This is a genomic window from Xanthomonas euroxanthea, assembly GCF_903989455.1.
GTDB lineage: Bacteria > Pseudomonadota > Gammaproteobacteria > Xanthomonadales > Xanthomonadaceae > Xanthomonas > Xanthomonas euroxanthea.
Genome location: NZ_LR861803.1, coordinates 1,754,910 through 1,772,856 on the forward strand (window position 1 = coordinate 1,754,910; position 17,947 = coordinate 1,772,856).

15 protein-coding genes are annotated in these 17,947 nt (G+C 60.7%); 10 read left to right on the forward strand and 5 right to left on the reverse strand.

Going from position 1 to position 17,947, the window contains the following annotated elements:
- The first annotated feature begins 53 nt into the window (after positions 1-53).
- From H7A86_RS07560 to H7A86_RS07570, 3 genes are read left to right on the forward strand one after another with little or no spacing between them, the layout of a single operon-like run.
- The gene (locus tag H7A86_RS07560) at positions 54-3,224 is read left to right on the forward strand and encodes an efflux RND transporter permease subunit (protein ID WP_104552982.1); all 3,171 of its coding nucleotides are present in this window, start codon (positions 54-56) and stop codon (positions 3,222-3,224) included.
- A gap of 43 nt (positions 3,225-3,267) precedes the next feature.
- Positions 3,268-3,999 (forward strand): SDR family oxidoreductase, encoded by a 732-nt coding sequence (locus H7A86_RS07565; RefSeq protein WP_016904913.1) that lies wholly within the window; start codon positions 3,268-3,270, stop codon positions 3,997-3,999.
- Positions 3,993-5,417, forward strand: a complete 1,425-nt coding sequence (locus H7A86_RS07570) for an efflux transporter outer membrane subunit (protein WP_104583345.1) — start codon at positions 3,993-3,995, stop codon at positions 5,415-5,417. Before H7A86_RS07565 ends, H7A86_RS07570 begins: the two co-directional genes overlap by 7 nt.
- A gap of 311 nt (positions 5,418-5,728) precedes the next feature.
- Here the strand turns inward: H7A86_RS07570 and H7A86_RS07575 are convergent, their stop codons facing one another.
- Positions 5,729-6,703, reverse strand: a complete 975-nt coding sequence (locus H7A86_RS07575) for a GGDEF domain-containing protein (RefSeq protein WP_104583344.1) — start codon at positions 6,701-6,703, stop codon at positions 5,729-5,731.
- A 94-nt stretch (positions 6,704-6,797) separates the two neighbouring features.
- On the opposite strand from H7A86_RS07575, the gene H7A86_RS07580 reads away from it, so the two are divergent.
- Positions 6,798-7,103 carry a hypothetical protein gene (locus H7A86_RS07580; protein WP_119132320.1) on the forward strand — a complete coding sequence of 102 codons (306 nt, stop codon included), beginning with the start codon at positions 6,798-6,800 and terminating at the stop codon, positions 7,101-7,103.
- Positions 7,104-7,204: 101 nt separating this feature from the next.
- Here H7A86_RS07580 and H7A86_RS07585 read toward each other — a convergent pair whose 3' ends face one another.
- Positions 7,205-8,902: a sensor domain-containing diguanylate cyclase gene (locus tag H7A86_RS07585; protein WP_119132319.1), complete on the reverse strand. Its 1,698-nt coding sequence runs from the start codon at positions 8,900-8,902 to the stop codon at positions 7,205-7,207.
- Positions 8,903-9,057: 155 nt separating this feature from the next.
- On the opposite strand from H7A86_RS07585, the gene H7A86_RS07590 reads away from it, so the two are divergent.
- From H7A86_RS07590 to H7A86_RS07600, 3 genes are all read left to right on the forward strand, one after another.
- A complete protein-coding gene (locus H7A86_RS07590; RefSeq protein WP_115677062.1) occupies positions 9,058-9,306 on the forward strand; it encodes a hypothetical protein in 249 nt (82 codons plus the stop codon).
- A gap of 111 nt (positions 9,307-9,417) precedes the next feature.
- Entirely contained in the window at positions 9,418-9,588 is a 171-nt protein-coding gene (locus tag H7A86_RS07595; RefSeq protein WP_167765148.1) for a hypothetical protein, read from the forward strand.
- A 791-nt stretch (positions 9,589-10,379) separates the two neighbouring features.
- Positions 10,380-11,831 carry a DUF6538 domain-containing protein gene (locus H7A86_RS07600; protein ID WP_119132446.1) on the forward strand — a complete coding sequence of 484 codons (1,452 nt, stop codon included), beginning with the start codon at positions 10,380-10,382 and terminating at the stop codon, positions 11,829-11,831.
- A gap of 289 nt (positions 11,832-12,120) precedes the next feature.
- Here the strand turns inward: H7A86_RS07600 and H7A86_RS07605 are convergent, their stop codons facing one another.
- On the reverse strand, positions 12,121-13,071 hold the full coding sequence (locus tag H7A86_RS07605; RefSeq protein ID WP_180708070.1) for a hypothetical protein: 951 nt from the start codon (positions 13,069-13,071) through the stop codon (positions 12,121-12,123).
- A 1,229-nt stretch (positions 13,072-14,300) separates the two neighbouring features.
- Between H7A86_RS07605 and H7A86_RS07610 the strand changes: the two genes are divergently transcribed.
- Positions 14,301-14,696, forward strand: a complete 396-nt coding sequence (locus H7A86_RS07610) for an H-NS histone family protein (RefSeq protein ID WP_119132317.1) — start codon at positions 14,301-14,303, stop codon at positions 14,694-14,696.
- Positions 14,697-14,773: 77 nt separating this feature from the next.
- Here H7A86_RS07610 and H7A86_RS07615 read toward each other — a convergent pair whose 3' ends face one another.
- Positions 14,774-15,511, reverse strand: a complete 738-nt coding sequence (locus H7A86_RS07615) for a DNA/RNA non-specific endonuclease (protein ID WP_119132316.1) — start codon at positions 15,509-15,511, stop codon at positions 14,774-14,776.
- 323 nt (positions 15,512-15,834) lie between these two features.
- Here H7A86_RS07615 and H7A86_RS07620 point away from each other — a divergent pair, with 323 nt between their 5' ends.
- Positions 15,835-16,059, forward strand: a complete 225-nt coding sequence (locus H7A86_RS07620) for a hypothetical protein (protein ID WP_180708071.1) — start codon at positions 15,835-15,837, stop codon at positions 16,057-16,059.
- Positions 16,060-16,463: 404 nt separating this feature from the next.
- Positions 16,464-17,519, forward strand: a complete 1,056-nt coding sequence (locus H7A86_RS07625; RefSeq protein ID WP_180708072.1) for a hypothetical protein — start codon at positions 16,464-16,466, stop codon at positions 17,517-17,519.
- Here H7A86_RS07625 and H7A86_RS07630 read toward each other — a convergent pair.
- Entirely contained in the window at positions 17,478-17,861 is a 384-nt protein-coding gene (locus H7A86_RS07630; RefSeq protein WP_232099286.1) for a hypothetical protein, read from the reverse strand. The genes H7A86_RS07625 and H7A86_RS07630 overlap by 42 nt on opposite strands.
- Positions 17,862-17,947 lie beyond the last annotated feature (86 nt).

The following is a 17,947-nucleotide window of genomic DNA, read 5'->3' on the forward strand; positions in this document are numbered from 1 at the left end:
GGCCCGCTGTGCCGCGCCGCCACCCGGCGGCAACCTCTTTCAGGACCACCCCCATGGACTTTTCCCGTTTTTTCATCGACCGACCGATCTTTGCCGCGGTGCTGTCGATCATCATCTTCGCTGCCGGCCTGATCGCCATGCCGCTGCTGCCCATCAGCGAGTACCCGGAAGTGGTGCCGCCGAGCGTGCAGGTGCGTGCGGTGTATCCGGGCGCCAACCCCAAGGTCATCGCCGAGACCGTCGCCACGCCGCTTGAGGAAGCCATCAACGGCGTGGAAGACATGATGTACATGAAGTCGGTCGCCGGCTCCGATGGCGTGCTGGTGGTCACCGTGACCTTCAAGCCGGGCACCGATCCGGACCAGGCGCAGGTGCAGGTGCAGAACCGCGTCAGCCAGGCGCAGGCGCGTCTGCCCGAGGACGTGCGGCGCCAGGGCGTGACCACGCAGAAGCAGTCGCCGACGCTGACCATGGTCGTGCATCTGACCTCGCCCAAGGGCAAGTACGACTCGCTGTACCTGAGCAACTACGCCACCTTGAAGGTCAAGGACGAGCTGTCGCGCCTGCCGGGCGTGGGCCAGATCCAGATCTTCGGTGCCGGCGACTACGCCATGCGCATCTGGCTGGATCCGGACAAGGTCGCCGCGCGCGGGCTCACCGCCAGCGATGTGGTCGCGGCCATCCGCGAGCAGAACGTGCAGGTCTCCGCCGGCCAGCTCGGTGCCGAGCCAATGCCCAACAAGAGCGATTTCCTGCTCTCGATCAATGCCCAGGGCCGCCTGACCACCGAAGAAGAATTCGGCAACATCGTGATCCGCAGTGGCAACAGCGGCGAGATCGTGCGCCTGTCGGATGTGGCGCGCCTGGAACTGGGCGCCGGCAACTACACCTTGCGCTCGCAGCTGGACAACAAGAACGCGGTCGGCATGGGCGTGTTCCAGTCGCCGGGTGCCAACGCGATCGAATTGTCCGATGCGGTGCGCGCCAAGATGGCCGAGCTGGAAAAGCAGTTCCCGCAGGACATGGCGTGGTCGGCTGCGTACGACCCGACCGTGTTCGTGCGCGACTCGATCAGCGCGGTGGTGCACACGCTGCTGGAAGCGGTGCTGCTGGTGGTGCTGGTGGTGATCCTGTTCCTGCAGACCTGGCGCGCCTCGATCATTCCGTTGCTGGCGGTGCCGGTGTCGGTGGTCGGTACGTTTGCCGCGCTGTACCTGCTGGGTTTTTCGATCAACACGCTGAGCCTGTTCGGCCTGGTGCTGGCCATCGGCATCGTGGTCGACGATGCGATCGTGGTGGTGGAAAACGTCGAACGCAACATCGAAGAAGGCCTGGCCCCGCTGGCCGCGGCGCATCAGGCGATGCGCGAAGTGTCCGGGCCGATCATCGCCATCGCGCTGGTGCTGTGCGCGGTGTTCGTGCCGATGGCGTTCCTGTCGGGCGTGACCGGCCAGTTCTACAAGCAGTTCGCGGTGACCATCGCCATTTCCACGGTGATTTCGGCGATCAACTCGCTGACCCTGTCGCCGGCACTGGCCGCCATGCTGCTCAAGCCGCATGACGCACCGAAGGATGGCCCGTCGCGGTTGATCGACCGCTTGTTCGGCTGGTTGTTCCGTCCGTTCAACCGCTTCTTCAACAGCAGTTCGCACAAGTACCAGGGCGCGGTCTCGCGGACCCTGGGCAAACGTGGCGCGGTGTTCGCGGTGTATGTGCTGCTGCTGGTGGTCACCGGTTTCATGTTCAAGGTGGTGCCGGGCGGCTTCATCCCGACCCAGGACAAGCTGTACCTGATTGCCGGCACCAAGTTGCCGGAAGGCGCCTCGCTGGAACGCACCAACGAGGTGATCCGTCAGATCACCCAGATCGCCTTGCAGACCGAAGGCGTGGACCACGCGATCGCGTTTCCGGGCCTGAATCCACTGCAGTTCACCAATACGCCCAATACCGGCACGGTGTTCCTGACGCTCAAGCCGTTCAGTCAGCGCAGCCGCACGGCGGCGCAGATCAACGCGGAGATCAATGCGCGCATCAGCCAGATCCAGCAGGGTTTTGCGTTTGCGTTCATGCCGCCGCCGATCCTGGGCCTGGGGCAGGGCTCGGGCTACTCGCTGTACATCCAGGACCGCGCCGGCCTGGGCTATGGCCAGTTGCAGAGTGCGGTCAATGCGATGTCCGGTGCGATCTCGCAAACACCGGGCATGCAGTTCCCGATCGGCACGTATCAGGCCAATGTGCCGCAGCTCGACGCCAAGGTCGATCGCGACAAGGCCAAGGCACAGGGCGTGCCGCTGACCAATCTGTTCGACACGCTGCAGACCTATCTGGGCTCGTCCTACATCAACGACTTCAACCGCTTCGGTCGCACCTATCAGGTGATCGCCCAGGCCGATGGACAGTTCCGCGACAGCGTCGAGGACATCGCCAACCTGCGCACCCGCAACGATCGCGGGCAGATGGTGCCGATCGGCAGCATGGTCACGCTGGGGCAGACCTACGGCCCGGATCCGGTGATCCGCTACAACGGCTATCCGGCCGCCGACCTGATCGGTGAAGCGGACCCGCGCGTGCTCTCCTCCACCCAGGCGATGCAGACGCTGGCCGGCATGGCGCCGAAGGTGTTGCCCAACGGCATGAACATCGAGTGGACCGACCTGAGCTATCAGCAATCCACCCAGGGCAACTCGGCGTTGATCGTGTTCCCGATGGCGGTGTTGCTGGCGTTCCTGGTGCTGGCCGCGTTGTACGAGAGCTGGACGCTGCCGCTGGCGGTGATCCTGATCGTGCCGATGACCCTGCTGTCTGCCTTGTTCGGCGTGTGGCTCACCGGTGGCGACAACAACGTGTTCGTGCAGGTAGGCCTTGTGGTGCTGATGGGCCTGGCGTGCAAGAACGCGATCCTGATCGTGGAGTTCGCCCGCGAACTCGAAATGCATGGCAAGGGCATCGTCGAGGCCGCGCTGGAAGCCTGCCGCCTGCGTCTGCGTCCGATCGTGATGACCTCCATCGCCTTCATCGCCGGCACCGTGCCGCTGGTGTTCGGGCATGGCGCCGGCGCCGAAGTGCGCTCGGTCACCGGCATCACCGTGTTCGCCGGCATGCTTGGCGTGACCCTGTTCGGGCTGTTCCTGACCCCGGTGTTCTACGTGGCCCTGCGCAAGTGGGTGACGCGTCGCGAACCCGCCGCACCGGCCGCTGTTGCGCACGATCACGTCAAGGCGTGAGTGCGTCATTCCCAACCCCCATTCGCAGTAGAAGGACATTGAAATGAGCAACCACAAGATCGCATTGGTCACCGGCGCCACCCGCGGCATCGGCCTGGAAACCGTCCGGCAGTTGGCCCAGGCCGGCGTGCACACGCTGCTGGCAGGCCGCAAGCGCGACGATGCCGTCGCCGCCGCACTCAAGCTGCAGGCCGAAGGCCTGCCGGTGGAAGCCATCCAGCTCGACGTCAACGACGACATCAGCATCGCCGCGGCGGTCGGCACGGTGGAACAGCGTCACGGCCACCTGGACATCCTGATCAACAACGCCGGCATCATGATCGAGGACATGCAGCGCACCCCGTCGCAGCAGAGCCTGGAGGTGTGGAAGCGGACCTTCGACACCAACCTGTTCGCGGTCGTCAGCGTCACCAAGGCGTTCCTGCCGCTGCTGCGTCGTTCGCTGGCCGGACGCATCGTCAATGTGTCCAGCATGCTTGGCTCGCTGACCCTGCATACCCAGCCCGGCTCGCCGATCTACGACTTCAAGATTCCCGCCTACGACGCCTCCAAGAGCGCGGTCAACAGCTGGACGGTGCATCTGGCACATGAGCTGCGCGACACCGCCATCAAGGTCAACACCGTGCATCCGGGCTACGTCAAAACCGACATGAACGGCGGTGGTGGCGAGATCGAGGTAGAGCAGGGCGCGCACAGCAGCGTGCAGATGGCGCTGCTCGACGCGCACGGCGCCACCGGCAGCTTTACGCATCTGGGAGAAGTGTTGCCATGGTAAGAAACCTTCTGAGCGTGGCACTGGCCGCGCTGGTGCTCAGCGGTTGCGCGGTCGGGCCGGATTACCGGCCCGACCCGCCGGCCGCGGTGACCTTGCAGGGCGCGCAGGACGCGGCCTTCAGTGCCGAATCGCCGGTCGGCAACTGGTGGTCGCAGTTCGACGACCCGGTGCTGGAACAGTTGGTGCGCGATGCCTTGTTCGCCAATCACGATCTGCGCATCGCCGTGTCGCGCGTCAAGCAGGCGCGTGCGGTGTTCGTCGAGCGTCGCCTCGACCAGGCTCCGCACATCACCGCGCAGGGCAGTTTCGATCGCCGCGAGCAACAGCAGGTGGTCGCCGGCAACCAGCGCTTCCTCACCGAGCAGACCACCCTGGGGCTGGATGCGGCCTGGGAGCTGGATCTGTTCGGCCGTCAGCGGCGCGCCTCCGAAGCGGCGCGCGCGGATCTGGAAGCCGAGCAGGCCGGCCTGCTCGACGTGCAGGTCACCGTCGCCGCCGAAGTGGCGCGCAACTACTTCGAGTTGCGCGGCACGCAGAAGCAGCTGGAGGTTTCCAAGCGCACGCTGACCAACCTGCACGACACCCAGCGGCTGACGCAGACGCGTTGGGACCTGGGCGCGGGCAGCGAGCTGGATGTGCAGAGCAGCCTGGCGCGCTTGAAGGCGATCGAGGCGGACATTCCGCTGCTGGAAACCGCCGAAGCGCAGTACCGCCATCGCCTGGCGGTGCTGCTCGGCCAGCCGCCCAATGCCCTGGATGCCACCCTGGTGGCGCGCACCACGCCGGCGTTCGCACGTGCGTTACCGCTGGGCGATACCGCCGGATTGCTGCGTCAGCGCCCGGACGTGCGCAGCGCCGAACGTCGGCTGGCGGCGGCCACGGCGCAGGTCGGCGTGGCCACGGCCGACCTGTTTCCGCGCATCAGCGTCAGCGGCTTTGTCGGCTTCCTGTCCGGCGACGCGGCCAGGCTGACCGAGGGCAGCGGCAAGGCCTGGTCGATCACCCCGTCGATCAGCTGGGCGGCATTCGACTTCGGCACCGTACGGGCACGCCTGCGTGCCAGCAAGGCGCAGGCCGACGGCGCGTTGGCGCAATACCAGCAGACGGTGTTGCTGGCGCTGGAAGACACCGAGAACGCCTTGATCGGCTACGGCCGCCAGCAGGCGCGCCTGGCGATCGTGGTGGAGCAGGCCAATGCGGCGCGGCGTGCCGAACAACTGGCGCAGATCCGCTACCGCGAGGGCTCGGAAGACTTCCTGACCCTGCTGGACGCACAACGCACCCAGTTGGCCGCCGACGATGCATTGGCGCAGGCCGAAGCAGCGGTCAATGTCGGTGTGGTCGGTGTGTACAAGGCCTTGGGCGGCTGGAAGCAGGACCAGGCGCCTGCAGCACCGGTGGCAGTGCTCGATCGCTAGGCAGGCATGCGGGGCGGCGGTCAGGTCGCCCCGCAGTCTCACTCGGAGACGTAACCGTCTGGCGCGGCTGACTCCCTGATGGACCGCCGGCGGGCGAGTGCGGCCAGGGCTCGCCATCGGCAAGTACCACCGGTATCCGCCGGTTGCCGGGTTACCTGACGGCTATTCGCCAGCCGTGCGAGCCGCTGTCAGCTGCGCCGGCCTGCGACAAGCGGCGCCGACGCGTTGTCGGCTGTTGGCCAACGCGGTGCCGGGATCTCAGCGCCGAACCGGTGTGCCCGCTGCCCGGGCGTTGAGACGACGGCCTGCGCTCAGTCGGCCACCCGCACGCTGTCGCGGCCACCGTTCTTGGCCAGATACAGCGCGGCATCGGCCCGCGAAAACCAGTCCTGCCAATGCGTCTCGCCATCGTGGCGCGCCGCGCCCAGCGACACCGTGATACGGCCACCCGGGCCGCGCAGACCGTTGCGGATCACCTTGCGCAGGCGTTCGGTGGCCGCTTCCAGTTCCTGCAAGGAACCGGCACGCAACAGCACCACGAATTCTTCGCCGCCGAAGCGGAACACCTGATGCGGCTCGCGCACTTCGAAACGCAGGATGGTGGCCAGATCCGACAGCGCGGCATCGCCTGCGGCATGCCCGTACAGATCGTTGACCTCCTTGAAATGGTCCAGATCCAGGATGATCAGGCTGTTGAGGCGTTCATGCGGCTGGCGCCGATCGATCTGGTGGGTGAGCGCACGCTCGAGCATGCGTCGGTTGGGCAGGCCGGTCAGCGCATCCAGCGAGGCCAGTTCTTCCAGATGCACGCGGTCGTCCTGCATGCGCAACGAAAACGCATAGCCCACCGCCAGCGTCACCACCGTCACCACGACCGTCGACACGCCCTGGCCGGGGCTGACGATCAGGCCGGGCAACAGCAAGAGTGCCGCCAGCAGCGGCAGGCTCAGCAGCACCGCGCGTTGCGGGCCGCACAGGAAGTAGTTGGTGGCCAGCACCGGAAACAGCCAGGGCAGGGCACCATCGCCGCCGGTCCAGCAGGCCACGAGACAGCCACCGACGTTGATGGAGGCCAGCCACACGCCACCAGCGCCAGTGCGTTCGGCATCGCGCATCCTCCAGCCCCGCCATATCGCAAACATGCCGAGCGAGGCGGTGATGAGGCAGGCCAGCGCCTGACCGGTGATGGCCAGGTACACCGCATAAAGGCAAAGCAACAGCGCGGTGATCGGCCCCAGCGTCTTGACGATGCCGAGGCGGAAATCCCGCCGCAGGTGGAGGATCACAGGGAAGGTTCTATAGGAGTCGGCATCATTATCGGCGGAGCCTTGCGAAAGTTGAGCGTGCACGCGCCGCGGCAACGGGTAGGAAAATGAAGCGTTGCCGCGCCGGGCTTCGCACATCCTTGACGGCCGTGCCGCAACCGTAGCGTCTTTGTCGTCGGAGTCTGCCATGCCCACACGCGAAGAACTCGACACGCGCCTGGATGCGCTGCAGGACGAACTGCCGCAGCTGTCCGCCGATGAGGACGCGGATTTCGACTATCTCGATTTCCAGGCGCGTGCCCAGGCCCTGCTGAGCAGCGCCGCGTCCGAGGACGCAGCCTATGTGCGGACCCGTGTGGACGGCATGCTGGCGGGCGCCGGCCTGATTCCTACCGATGAGGATGGGCAGAGCTGCACGTGATTGCTGCTCTGCCCAACCGGCGAGCCGCCTGCATCGCAGTCGGCCGGGACGGCGCGAAGGTGGGGCTGCAGGCGCAGCCCCAATGCTGGTAACGGCGTGGCTTACCGTGTGGCCGGCGCGCCGGCACTGACCACCTGATTGCGTCCGGCCTGCTTGGCGCGGTACAGCGCCTCGTCCGCGCGCCGCAGCAGCTGCGCCATGTTGCCTGCATGCTCGGGAAAGCTGGCCGCGCCGAACGATGCACTGACCTTCGGCAACGAGACGCCATCGGCCATGACCTGCAGGGACTCGATGCCGGCGCGCAGCTTCTCGGCCATCCGGCAGGCGGTCGCCAGGTCCACTTCGGGCAGGATGATCGTCAGCTCCTCGCCGCCGTAGCGGCAGCAGATGTCTTCGCCGCGCGTCTGCGCCAGCAGGAATTCGCCGATCGCCGCCAGGACGCGATCACCGCCACTGTGGCCGTGCAGGTCGTTGAACTGCTTGAAGTGGTCCACATCCAGCATCAGCACCGACAAGGGCTGTACCCGTCGCGTGCAGCGCGCCAGTTCGTGATTGAGCGCCTCTTCGAGATACCGGCGGTTATACAGTCCGGTCAACGGATCGCGAATGGACTGCTGGCGCAGCGTTTCGCGCAGACGCAGGTTGTGCAGCGCCAGCGACAATTGTTCGGCCGCTGCCTCGGCCACGGTCAACGAGGCCAGGTCGCGCGGATCCTCGCTGCGCAGCGCCAGCATCCCCAACTGCGTGCCCTGTGCCGACAACGGGATGCAGACGGTGCTCGCGTGCGCCGGAAGATTGGCGCCGACGTGCTGGCAGAGCATGCCTTGGCTGGCGTCTTGCACCACATGCGTGCGATCGCGGCGCAAGGCCCAGCAGGTGTCCGGCGCGATGCTGGCGTTGTCGTCGTCGGCCATCGTGCCCCAGGCCACCACCTGTTCGGCACGATCGCGCGAGGCGCGCAGCAGATAGACCGCACCGGCCGCGCCCGGGACCAGCGGCGCGATCGTGCGTGCGGTGATTTCCAGTGCTTCCTCGGCATCGCGGCAGTTCTGCAGCAGCCCCGAGTAACGCGCCAGCGCCTCCAGTCCCGCCGACGTGCGTTCGAGTGTGGCGAACGATTCGATCAGGCGCTCGCTGGTCGTGCTGGCGGCGTCCTCGGCCCGCACGCGCCGTTCCAGTTCGCGTGACAGCAGCCGGTAGGCCAGCAACATCACCAGCAAGCCGCTGAAAATCCCGACCACCGTGACCCACAGCACCCACTGCGCACTGCGCGTGTTGGTGTCATTGCGCTTCACCAGTTGCTGGCGCTCCAGTTCCGTCATGATCTGCACCTGGCGGCGCAGCGAAGACGAGGTCTGGAACACGCCACGTGCGATCGAGGCGCGCGCCCCATCCAGGCCCTGCTTGCGGTAGCTGTGCAACAGGTCGTCGATCTGCGTCAGGCGAATGTCCACCAGGCGCCCAAGCTCCACGACATGGCGCCGCTGTACCGGGTTGTCCTGCACCAGGGCGTCCAGCCGCACGATGCGCTCGGGCAGTCGCCCGATCGCATCGGCGTACACGCCGAGAAACGCTTCGTTGTCGGTCAAGACATAGCCGCGCACCGACGACTCCGCCGACAGCATTCCGGCCTGGATTTCGTCGATGCTGGCGATCACCTCCTGCGTGTGCGTCACCCAGCCGGCGTCGGACAGCGAACGCTGCGTGGTCAAATACCCGCCTATGCCGATCAGGACGAAGATCATCCCGCCGAGCAACAAGGCGCCGGCAGCGTGGCGTTTTGCTTTCTTGGTCAACACCGTGTTTCCCCGACACTGATTGTCTAGTAGAGACCGATGCAAGTCGCGTGCCTATGCTTCACTTCGCTTGCCAGTCAGCTGCGGGACGGGCTCAAGGTCGCTCCGGCGGCGGCACGGCGATATGCTTTACGCTCGTCATCGAGCCGGGCAACAGATTGGTCATTTTTCTAGGTAGCTATCAATTGACCTGCCGCGCTGCCCGGGGCGATGGCCCGAGCCCCGGCTGGGTTGCCGACTGGCAGATCGCCCAGATCGGTGCCGGAAGCGCCGGCGACCGGGCAGGCAGCGCACTTTCTGCCACGTTTCCCGACCACCGCAGCGCCATGGCGGCCGCTCGCGTCGCCGGCATGGTGACGCTGGAGGCCATGCACGCCGAAGCGCAACGACAGCTCGAACCCGCCTGAGCGCAGGTGCTGGTGCGCATGGTCTCATCGGCCAAGCCAGCACCAGACAGGCTGGCATGCGGTTTGCTCCAGCCCTGGAGAACGCTGGGGAGCGTCTTGGACGGAGGCGACATGCAAGAACCCAACAAAAGCGCCCTGATCCTGTTGCAACAGGAAGCCACCGAACTGCTCGCGCTCTTCGACCAACTGCGTGGCGATGCGGCACCGGCGCACGAGCCAGTCAACGTCGTTGCGGACGGACCTGCCGGGCGCACCGAACAGACCGCCCGCGTCAGTAATTGACGCATCCTGCCGGCGTGCACCCGCGCGTGGCGCACGCGCGGCCGATGCGTGGCAAGTTCCCGGCGGGCGTGGGGGAGGAGGCCTGAAAGACCCGCGCGCTGGAGGGTAGGCGCACGTCGCAGGCATTCGACACGTGCGCCAGCACCGGCGCAATTTTCGGCCTGTCTTGTGTTCGCATCTGGCAACGGCTGGCGCGGCAGCCTGTCAGCGCCAGTTGGTGGCAGATCACGCGGTCTCCAGAGCCGGCGGTCTCGGTATCGCCCATGAAAAAGGCCGGGAGCCCTCTGCATCGAGGAGTCCCGGCCTTAGTCGGTCGTCTTAGGACCGTTGTTTGGTGGAGGTGGGCGGAGCCTGAAGACGCCCCTACGCAAGCCATTGACCCTAAAGCATTTCGGGCCTTGCAGTTGAGCCTGCTTTGATACCTCAAATGATACCTAAAGTCAGGGCTGAATGAGTAGGGGGCGCTGCTGATCAGGTGCAGCGAGCGGTCGGCTGCACCGCTTGATCGCTAGCCCATTCTGAGATGCCCACACAGCAGTCCAGCTTGCTTCTGCGTCTTGGCTTGCCGCACTCCAAGACCGACGCCTCAGGGCCTGGCGATAGGCCAAGTCCACGACTACTGACAGCGGCTCTCGCAAAGCGAAGCCGCAACCTTGACCACCAGTTGCCTCCGGCGATAGTGCTGCCCCCGCACTCGGTTTGAGAGGTTGATCGGTCCGCGCTGTCGTCGTTTTCGGAGCCCAACAGGAGTTCCAAGGGAGGCAAGGTAGTGCGCAACCGGTTCGTTGTTGATGCGTATCCCTCAGTATTTGTCGCGTTCGTTGCCCTCCGGTCGATGGTCCTTTCGGCAGCGGGTTCCCGCTGACCTTCAACCGCTGCTCGGCTTGCAGGCGATCAAGCGCACCTTGCACACGACCGTTTTGGAAGAGGCGCAACTGCGCGCGGCCACCTTGGCATCGCACTACGAGCGGCTGTTCGCTCGATTGCGGGACGACGTGTTGGATCATCGCAGTCAGGCAGACGCCTCCGCCTTGGTGGCATCCGCCTCTGCAGCACCCCCCTTCCGCAACCTGACCTTGCATCGAACCAGGACGCCAGACGGGACCGTGCATGAGCGCTGGCAAATCGACAGCACCAAAGGCGTGAGGCTGTTTCGAGAACTCCACGAAGGCCTCGGCTCGGAAGGCGAACGACCAGTCGCGCTGCCGGCGTCGCCACTGGCCATCGCAGCGTATGCCACCAAGCTCGGCTCGACCCTTGAGCCAATGACGCTTGGGAAGGCACAACATGCGTGGTTGGCGACCTTGAAGGGACGCACCTTGCCCAAGACCTATGTCATCAAGAAGTCGGCCATACAAGCATTGGTGGACTACCTGGGTGAGAAGACGAAGATCCATACGATCACGCGGTCAGACCTAGCTCGCTGGTATCAGCAGATGCGGAAGGAGGGTGCGTCCACACCAACGCTGACGAACAAGCAGAGCTACATGGGCGGGAAGGGAGGATTTTTCGATTGGGCCACGGTTTCGGGTCACTACCCACAAGGCGATAACCCGGCCAAGGGTCATGTGAGCTATTCGGCAAGGGAACGGCGGGCTCGACGGAAGCTTGGGTTTAAGGCTTTTGATCGTGAGCAAATCCAGGCAATCTTCTCGCCGGTCAACTTCCCCAGGCTTTCTCCAAATGCCCGCTGGGCGGCGCTCATTGGCCTTTACACGGGAGCCAGAGCCTCTGAGGTCGGGCAGTTGTTGGTGGCGGATGTGTTCAACGAGGAGAACATCCCTTGCATCCGGATTTCAGATGAGGGAGAGCACCAGAAGGTCAAAACCGAGGTAAGCCTGCGCACGGTGCCCATCCATCCCGAGCTGCTGGCGCTAGGGTTTTGGGACTGGTTTGAGAGCCGAAAGGCTGCTGGTCACAAGCGCTTGTTCCCGCACGCCAAAGCAGATGCCATGAACGGGCAGGGAAACTGGATCACGAAGGCGTTTAGCCGTTACCTGGGTGAGATCGGCAAGGATTGGCCTAAGGCCAAGCGCGGTTTCCACTCCTTGCGAAAGACCTTCATCCAAGAGTTGCAAGGACTGGGTGTGTCGTCGGAGCTGCGCGCGCAGATCGTGGGGCATGAACTCGATGATAAGCATCATTCAACCTATAGTAGGGTCTTCACAACGCGAGAGAAGTTGGTCGGATTGAGTCAACACTGTCCTGGACTGGAAAAATTTAATTTCCGTCTTCAATTGTAGGGTGCTGCTTGACAAGAATTTCTCCTAGCTTATTTTTAGTAAAAGGGGGGTGTATGCACGTCAATCATCAGCGACTAAATGAGTTGTCAGAGCAGGCTTGGACTATTTCCTACCTAAGAGCACTATCAGAAGTGCGTCCTGAGGAGGCCGAAAAAATGGCACAAGAAGCAGTCACTCGACTGAGAAATAAAGTCTTATATGGAGATATTAATCAAGAAGAGCGCTATGCAGAGTTATGCGCTCGCATGGCTGCTGCAGATCGATGCAACAGAGCTTCGATAGAGTTAAGCTAGTTTGGAGTAAAACCCTTACGAACATGCTTATGATTTAGCTCATTTTTTTTGGATTCAGCAGTTTCAAGTAATGTTAGATCCAATTGAGACTGCTCCATACTTGCTTTGCCTTCTATTGAGTTAGACCATTCAGGATCAGGATCTTTGGGCTCGAAAATCGAACGTAGGTCGTTGGTGGAAGTAATGTGGGCAAAGAATTTTCCGTTGCTATCCATTATAACTACATTTATTGTCTCTTGTTGCTTTTCGTCCCCGCAGAGATAGCCGATATATTCACTGAACTCTTTGAGAGGAAGTCCGAGCTCACTCCACGTGTGCGGCGTCTCAAAGCGACTGATAAGTTTTGTTTTCTGGTCTCCAACTTCGTCCAGTTTAGACTCAGTATCGTATAAATATCTGATTGAGTCTGGCGGGTCTGTCGTTACTGACGGAAATGAATGGCCGAGGCCATAGGCCCGCTTAAAATCTGATCGAATAAGCTTCCAACAGTTAGAGTTGAATCGATGCATTACACCTAGAAAATAAGGGGTTAAATAAAGTGCCCCAGGAACCGGGCGCCCCGTTTCAAAGTTTTTAGGGCGGCGCTTGAAGTCTGGAGCCCAAAACGCAAAGTGATGGCACTGTAGCGACTGATGAAATCGCAGGGCATCATCAACTGACATCTGCTCTTGATTACGGACTACGAAAGATGTCCCGAGCGTCTCCAGTCGCGAGAGGGCGTGCTTTACTTGGGGGCGATTCCATTCATCATTGATATTCGAACGCTTCGCTTTTACTTCAAAGATGAAAAGCCGATCATTGATGTCAGTTAAGTTATCTCCGACTTTTTTTTCAGCGTTTCCGGACAATCCGACGGCTGGCTTGGGTTCGGCGCCAACCAACTTGGCACGACGCCATTGCCAGTCGCGTAGTGCCAACACAACAGACATCTCTGAGAGATCGGCCATATGACTATTCCTTTCGTTATTGGCGCGTGGTAGCGTTTTGATGAGACCGATTGGTGTTTGGTGAATTTTGAGGTGAGAATAAAACACTTAGGCAATTCGTTTGTGCGACTCGGTTGCCGAAGGCGATTGGTCTACGCTAGTTGCCTCTATCATTAAAAATAAAACCAATATGTTTCGGGGATATGATGTCTGCTGTAAATCGCAATGAGGTTGATTGTCGAGCGATATCAAAAAGGAGCAAGTAGTGTCCAGCCAGCTCTCCGATGGTTGCAAGGCCATAGCGACGTAAAATATCTGGAACGTGGCTCTCATGAATAGAAATGCGGAAATCGCTATCAGCAGGCCCAAAGTTCGAGTAATAGCAGCTGCCGCGTGCCCAGAAGCGAAGAGGACGCACAATGCCCCAGAGCCCATGCCATCGCTGTGTATGGCGCTCCACGTTGCATCTTCGAAGCGCACGAAAGCGTCATGGACAGCCATCTCTGTGCGATTGGGATCCGGCATGCGAAGCGTTAGAGAGCTGGTCTTGAAGCTTGGCCAATGCACAAGCTGTTCAAGGAGCTTTTGAGGGCCTCGCAACACAGAGTTCGTTGATCGCGTCCGGTCCCCGCCGCCACGAGATCGGCTTTCGCTCTCCGTGGGTTCACCGATTGAGCCGTTATCGGCCAAGCCTTCTTCTTGATCGGTCAGAATACGAACGATCAGCGTGGTATTTCGTTGCTCCCAATGGGCCACAGTCCGATCGGTATCTTCGTCTTCCCATGGATCACCATAGCTTCGGGTGATGTCGCACTCGTCGCCGTGGGGTAGTGCGTAGAAGTGAGCAACCTTGCTGCGCCGCCCTGGGCTGGGCCTGGACGCCGACCTGAAATGAGCAGTTGCCTCGCAATGAGGGCAACGCAGATGAGGCTTCAATGCTCGGCGAGCAGAAGGATTCAGGTCCGCCACCTCCTGAGCCGTGTAGTCCTGGTCGCTTCGACGATCCCTTGCTTTATCCATAGACACCCCCTGTCTTGACCTACATGCTTTCAAGGGTTGTGGCAGTAGTCAAGCTGTTCAAGTTGAGGAGGCCCGACCGGCCTCATGCCCTCCCAATATCCAAAGAAGACAGAAGCCGCTGCGGAGCAATACGATAGAATAGTAGAGCTTTTCGATAAATCGCCGTGCAGCTTTACTGCAATAGATTTCTCACGAATAATTTGCTAATCAACTGATTGGAACAGTCCTGAATGACAACCGCGTCTTTGAGTGCCCTTGCCGCTGCTAAAGAAAAATTGGCAGAAGAAATTCGGAAGTTGGAAGAGCAGGAAGCTCAGCTACGCCAGCAGCAATCATCTGAAGCCTATTCAGAGATCGTCAAGTTGCTCGACCAATACACCGAGCATTTCAGTGCAAAGCAGAAGTCGGAGATTGCGGCTCTGATCGGTGCTGGTGTGGCCAAGCCGAAAAAAGCTGCTTCCGCAAAGAAAGAAGTGGCGCCGAAGTATTGGCTGCCACACAACCAAGAAACGTGGTCAGGGCGTGGCCGTCCACCCAAAGCCTTCACCATTTGGCAGGGCAGTGCCTCTTACAAGGAATGGAAAGCCAAGCACCCGGATGAGAAGTTCCCGGCTTTCCCTGGCTGAGGCATTGCGAATGCGAGGCAACGAGTGCCCGAAGTCTCTTCGGGCACTCGTTTTCTACGTCTGCGGATTGTCGTCCATTAGCTCAGATCACAACCACTCGGCTGCGGCCAAGTGGTTGCCGGCAGCATCGCTTTGACATTAGCTGGCGCTGTGATGCCAATCGTGCTGGCGCCAAAGGTGTCTTCCAGCTCATTGATGCTGACGATGTAGCTGTCCAGCGAGCCGAGCGTGGCGCTGTTTGGAATGAGCCAACTGATGGCCCGAGAGCCGCCACTTGGATTGGCCGTGATGATGGTCTTCCAGAAGAAGTCTGGTGTCCGAATGCCATGACTGGTGAGGAAGTAGTCGTTGGTCGTGTCGCTATAAATGACGCCGCCATAGACTTGGACGCTTGCGATATCGCGATAACACTCAGCCACTTCTTCGGCACGGACCCAGATGCCTTGATTGAAGCTAGCCACCTGAGGAACGATGTTGGACATCAAGTTAGCGCGGCGGATGTAAGTTGCGTTGTAGTCCATGTGGTTGGACGTCACCAAGTGCCCCCGGTCATAGCCCGAACGCACGCTGGCATAGGAAGCACTGGACGTCTGGCCTGCGCAGCCGCTGGGCAGTTCAGTATCCAAGTTGAAGCTTGAAGGGCGCGCTGCCGAGCCGGTGTCGGCTTGCAAGACATACTCGTAGCGCAGCGCGGTGCGGTTGGTGCAGTCGTAGCTCAACGTGTAGCCACCCTTGTTGAGCGTGACCACCTGGGCCTGGGCCGCAGCACTGAACGTGGTGATCAACGACACGGCGAGGAAGATTCGGAATCGCATAGCAGCACATCTCCTTGTGTTTTCTGGGGTAGCACATGCTCGGCAAGCACGGAAAAAGGCCGTTGCCAGTTCAGGAACGCATGAGTTGACGGAGTTGAAGCAGGCAGCCCAACTGGGCGAGTGGCAGGGTTGCGCCGCCCCCTGTTGCCGTGGTGTGGCACGCGGTCGTCACTTGTATCTAACAAACGAACTCTAGCGTCAATTCTTAATTCTTGAAGTTGTGACCCAGCTCCAACGCCCGAGCCAGCAAGTGAGTGGATCCATGGTGTGACACAGGCGGTGCGATCTCAGAGGGTGCGACAGTGCTGCCGATACTTAAGCCTATGGATAGAGCCGAGCTGCGCTTTCACCTCGAACGCCTAGATGAGGCCGTGCCCGCTTTGCGGGTCTCCAGCCCTGACCGGCGCCACTTTTGGCAAGCCTTTGCCAGCATGGTCTCTGCCATCGAGAGCAAGGCGTTAACGAGTGAAGACGCGCAGTTCGTCGGCCGTCGAGCCGACGAAATCTTGTCGTGGCACGGGCTCGAGAGCAGCGACGAAAGCACCTGAGGTCATCGGTGCTGCCATAGCCCGACCCTGTGGACAGCAATGCGCTTGCATGCAGGCATGACGCACGCAGGCGCGTGTCTGCTAATGCCCCATCCATGGCAGGGCACAGTAGGCAACCGCCAGTGCTGACATTGGCCGCGCCTGTTTCCATCCTCTGTTTGGCCTGCAAGCCTTGAGGCATCCATCGAGATTTTTTACCAGCATTGAGCCTCTGAAAGGGACCTTGGCTTCGCTGTCCCTACCGTAATGTCACGTTGAGTCTGCAGGAAGCCTTGGGTTTCCTGGGCATCTGGGTCCTCGATCACCTGGCCATAGGCCGCCAGCAGCACACCCGCTTGGCGGCAATGGGCTGGGTATAGCCCACCCCTCTCTTTTGCTACCCTTTAACTTCAGAGGAGAAGGCGATGAAGCTTAAGCGGGAAGCTAAAACACTGAAATCCAAGTCATTGGCTTCATTGCGCCGAGGACTTGAAGCTTTTAATAGTCACGATGATATTGGTCGACCCGAGGTAATCTTGCTGCTGCTCCAACATGCTAGCGAGATGCTCACAAAGGCTCTCTTGGTTCAAAAGGACGAAGATGTATTTGATAAAGAGAAAGGGACATCTATCGGCCTTGAGAGATCTCTGAAAATCGGGCTATCAAAGGGTTGGCTGACCGTAGCTCAGGTAGGGTCTATTCGAGTTATTGATGCCATGAGAGATCAAGCTCAGCACTGGATGATCGTTGTGCCTGAGGATGCGCTTTATATAAATGCGCGAGCGCTTATTACGACGCTGGATGAAATTCTTTCTATTCATTTCGGTGACTCTCTCGCTGATCACCTTCCTTTGAGAGTTCTTCCACTCTCAACGCTGCCCATTCCAGATTTCATTATGCTGATAAATCGGGAATATGCTCAAATCCGAGAGTTGTTAGCGCCTGGTCGCCGTGCTCGTGATGAGGCGAGAGGACGAATCACTGCGCTATTGGCAATGGAAGCACACGTGAGTGAAGAGGTCTCGGTGTCGAAACGAGACCTGGATCGAATCGAAGATGCAATCAAGAGTGGCACTCAGGTGGAACAGGTGTTTCCACGCCTGATGACATTGGCAACCGATGTTTCAGGCGAGGGTCCTACTATTCGAGTTCGAATCACAAAGGCCCCAGATGCTCCCAGAATTCGATATGTGTCTGGTGACGATCCTGAGGGAGCAGCCGCCATTCGCGAGGTGGATCTTCAGAGGAAGTATCATTTAAGCCCTAGTGCTCTTGCGGTAAAGCTTGGTTTGAATACCAGTAAGGCCAAGGCGGTGCGAGATTTTCTAAAAGTTGATGAGGATCCGGCGAATGTCATGGTTTTTGAGTTCGGCTCTCAAAAGCACCCTCGTTACTCGGATAACGCACTTCGAGTTCTGAAAGCGGCCATTAGCCCAGAACTAGTCGAGCGCGCTTGGAGGGAGCGTGCTGGGCGTCGCTAAATATATATAAAAGCGCGAAATTTTGGGTGTCGATGGCAAGAGGTTATGGGGCCATAAATTGGGCGACAGTGACGCGGTAACTGACGAGCACGTTGTAAAAAAAACATCACTGTTATAGAAGAGGCTGGCCGTCGTGCCATACGGGTTGATTGACTTGCCGGCGCATGCAATCACTTCGCCCGCACGTTCAATGACTTGGTAATGCCAGGCGGCAGCATGGTGCGTTAGAAATCGCACGAAGTCAGGGAGTTCCTCATTGCCGACGATCGCCGGCACGTTGCCATCGAACAGCGCCAAGCAGGCGCTGAAGTCGTCAGGATTCCAGGTCCGAGTCGTATGCATGCGTCAAATTTTCCTCGGACACGCAAGCGCGCCGCAATGCAACGCGCAAAGGCCAAGTCCTCAGGGGCGCTGACCCATCAGCTCGC

Coding starts and splice junctions, on each gene's coding strand:
- H7A86_RS07560 (WP_104552982.1), top strand. CDS start 54: ATGGACTTTTCCCGTTTTTTCATCGACCGACCGATCTTTGCCGCGGTG.
- H7A86_RS07565 (WP_016904913.1), top strand. CDS start 3,268: ATGAGCAACCACAAGATCGCATTGGTCACCGGCGCCACCCGCGGCATC.
- H7A86_RS07570 (WP_104583345.1), top strand. CDS start 3,993: ATGGTAAGAAACCTTCTGAGCGTGGCACTGGCCGCGCTGGTGCTCAGC.
- H7A86_RS07595 (WP_167765148.1), top strand. CDS start 9,418: ATGCAAGAACCCAACAAAAGCGCCCTGATCCTGTTGCAACAGGAAGCC.
- H7A86_RS07600 (WP_119132446.1), top strand. CDS start 10,380: ATGCGTATCCCTCAGTATTTGTCGCGTTCGTTGCCCTCCGGTCGATGG.
- H7A86_RS07605 (WP_180708070.1), bottom strand. CDS start 13,071: ATGGCCGATCTCTCAGAGATGTCTGTTGTGTTGGCACTACGCGACTGG.
- H7A86_RS07610 (WP_119132317.1), top strand. CDS start 14,301: ATGACAACCGCGTCTTTGAGTGCCCTTGCCGCTGCTAAAGAAAAATTG.
- H7A86_RS07615 (WP_119132316.1), bottom strand. CDS start 15,511: ATGCGATTCCGAATCTTCCTCGCCGTGTCGTTGATCACCACGTTCAGT.
- H7A86_RS07620 (WP_180708071.1), top strand. CDS start 15,835: ATGGATAGAGCCGAGCTGCGCTTTCACCTCGAACGCCTAGATGAGGCC.
- H7A86_RS07625 (WP_180708072.1), top strand. CDS start 16,464: ATGAAGCTTAAGCGGGAAGCTAAAACACTGAAATCCAAGTCATTGGCT.
- H7A86_RS07630 (WP_232099286.1), bottom strand. CDS start 17,861: ATGCATACGACTCGGACCTGGAATCCTGACGACTTCAGCGCCTGCTTG.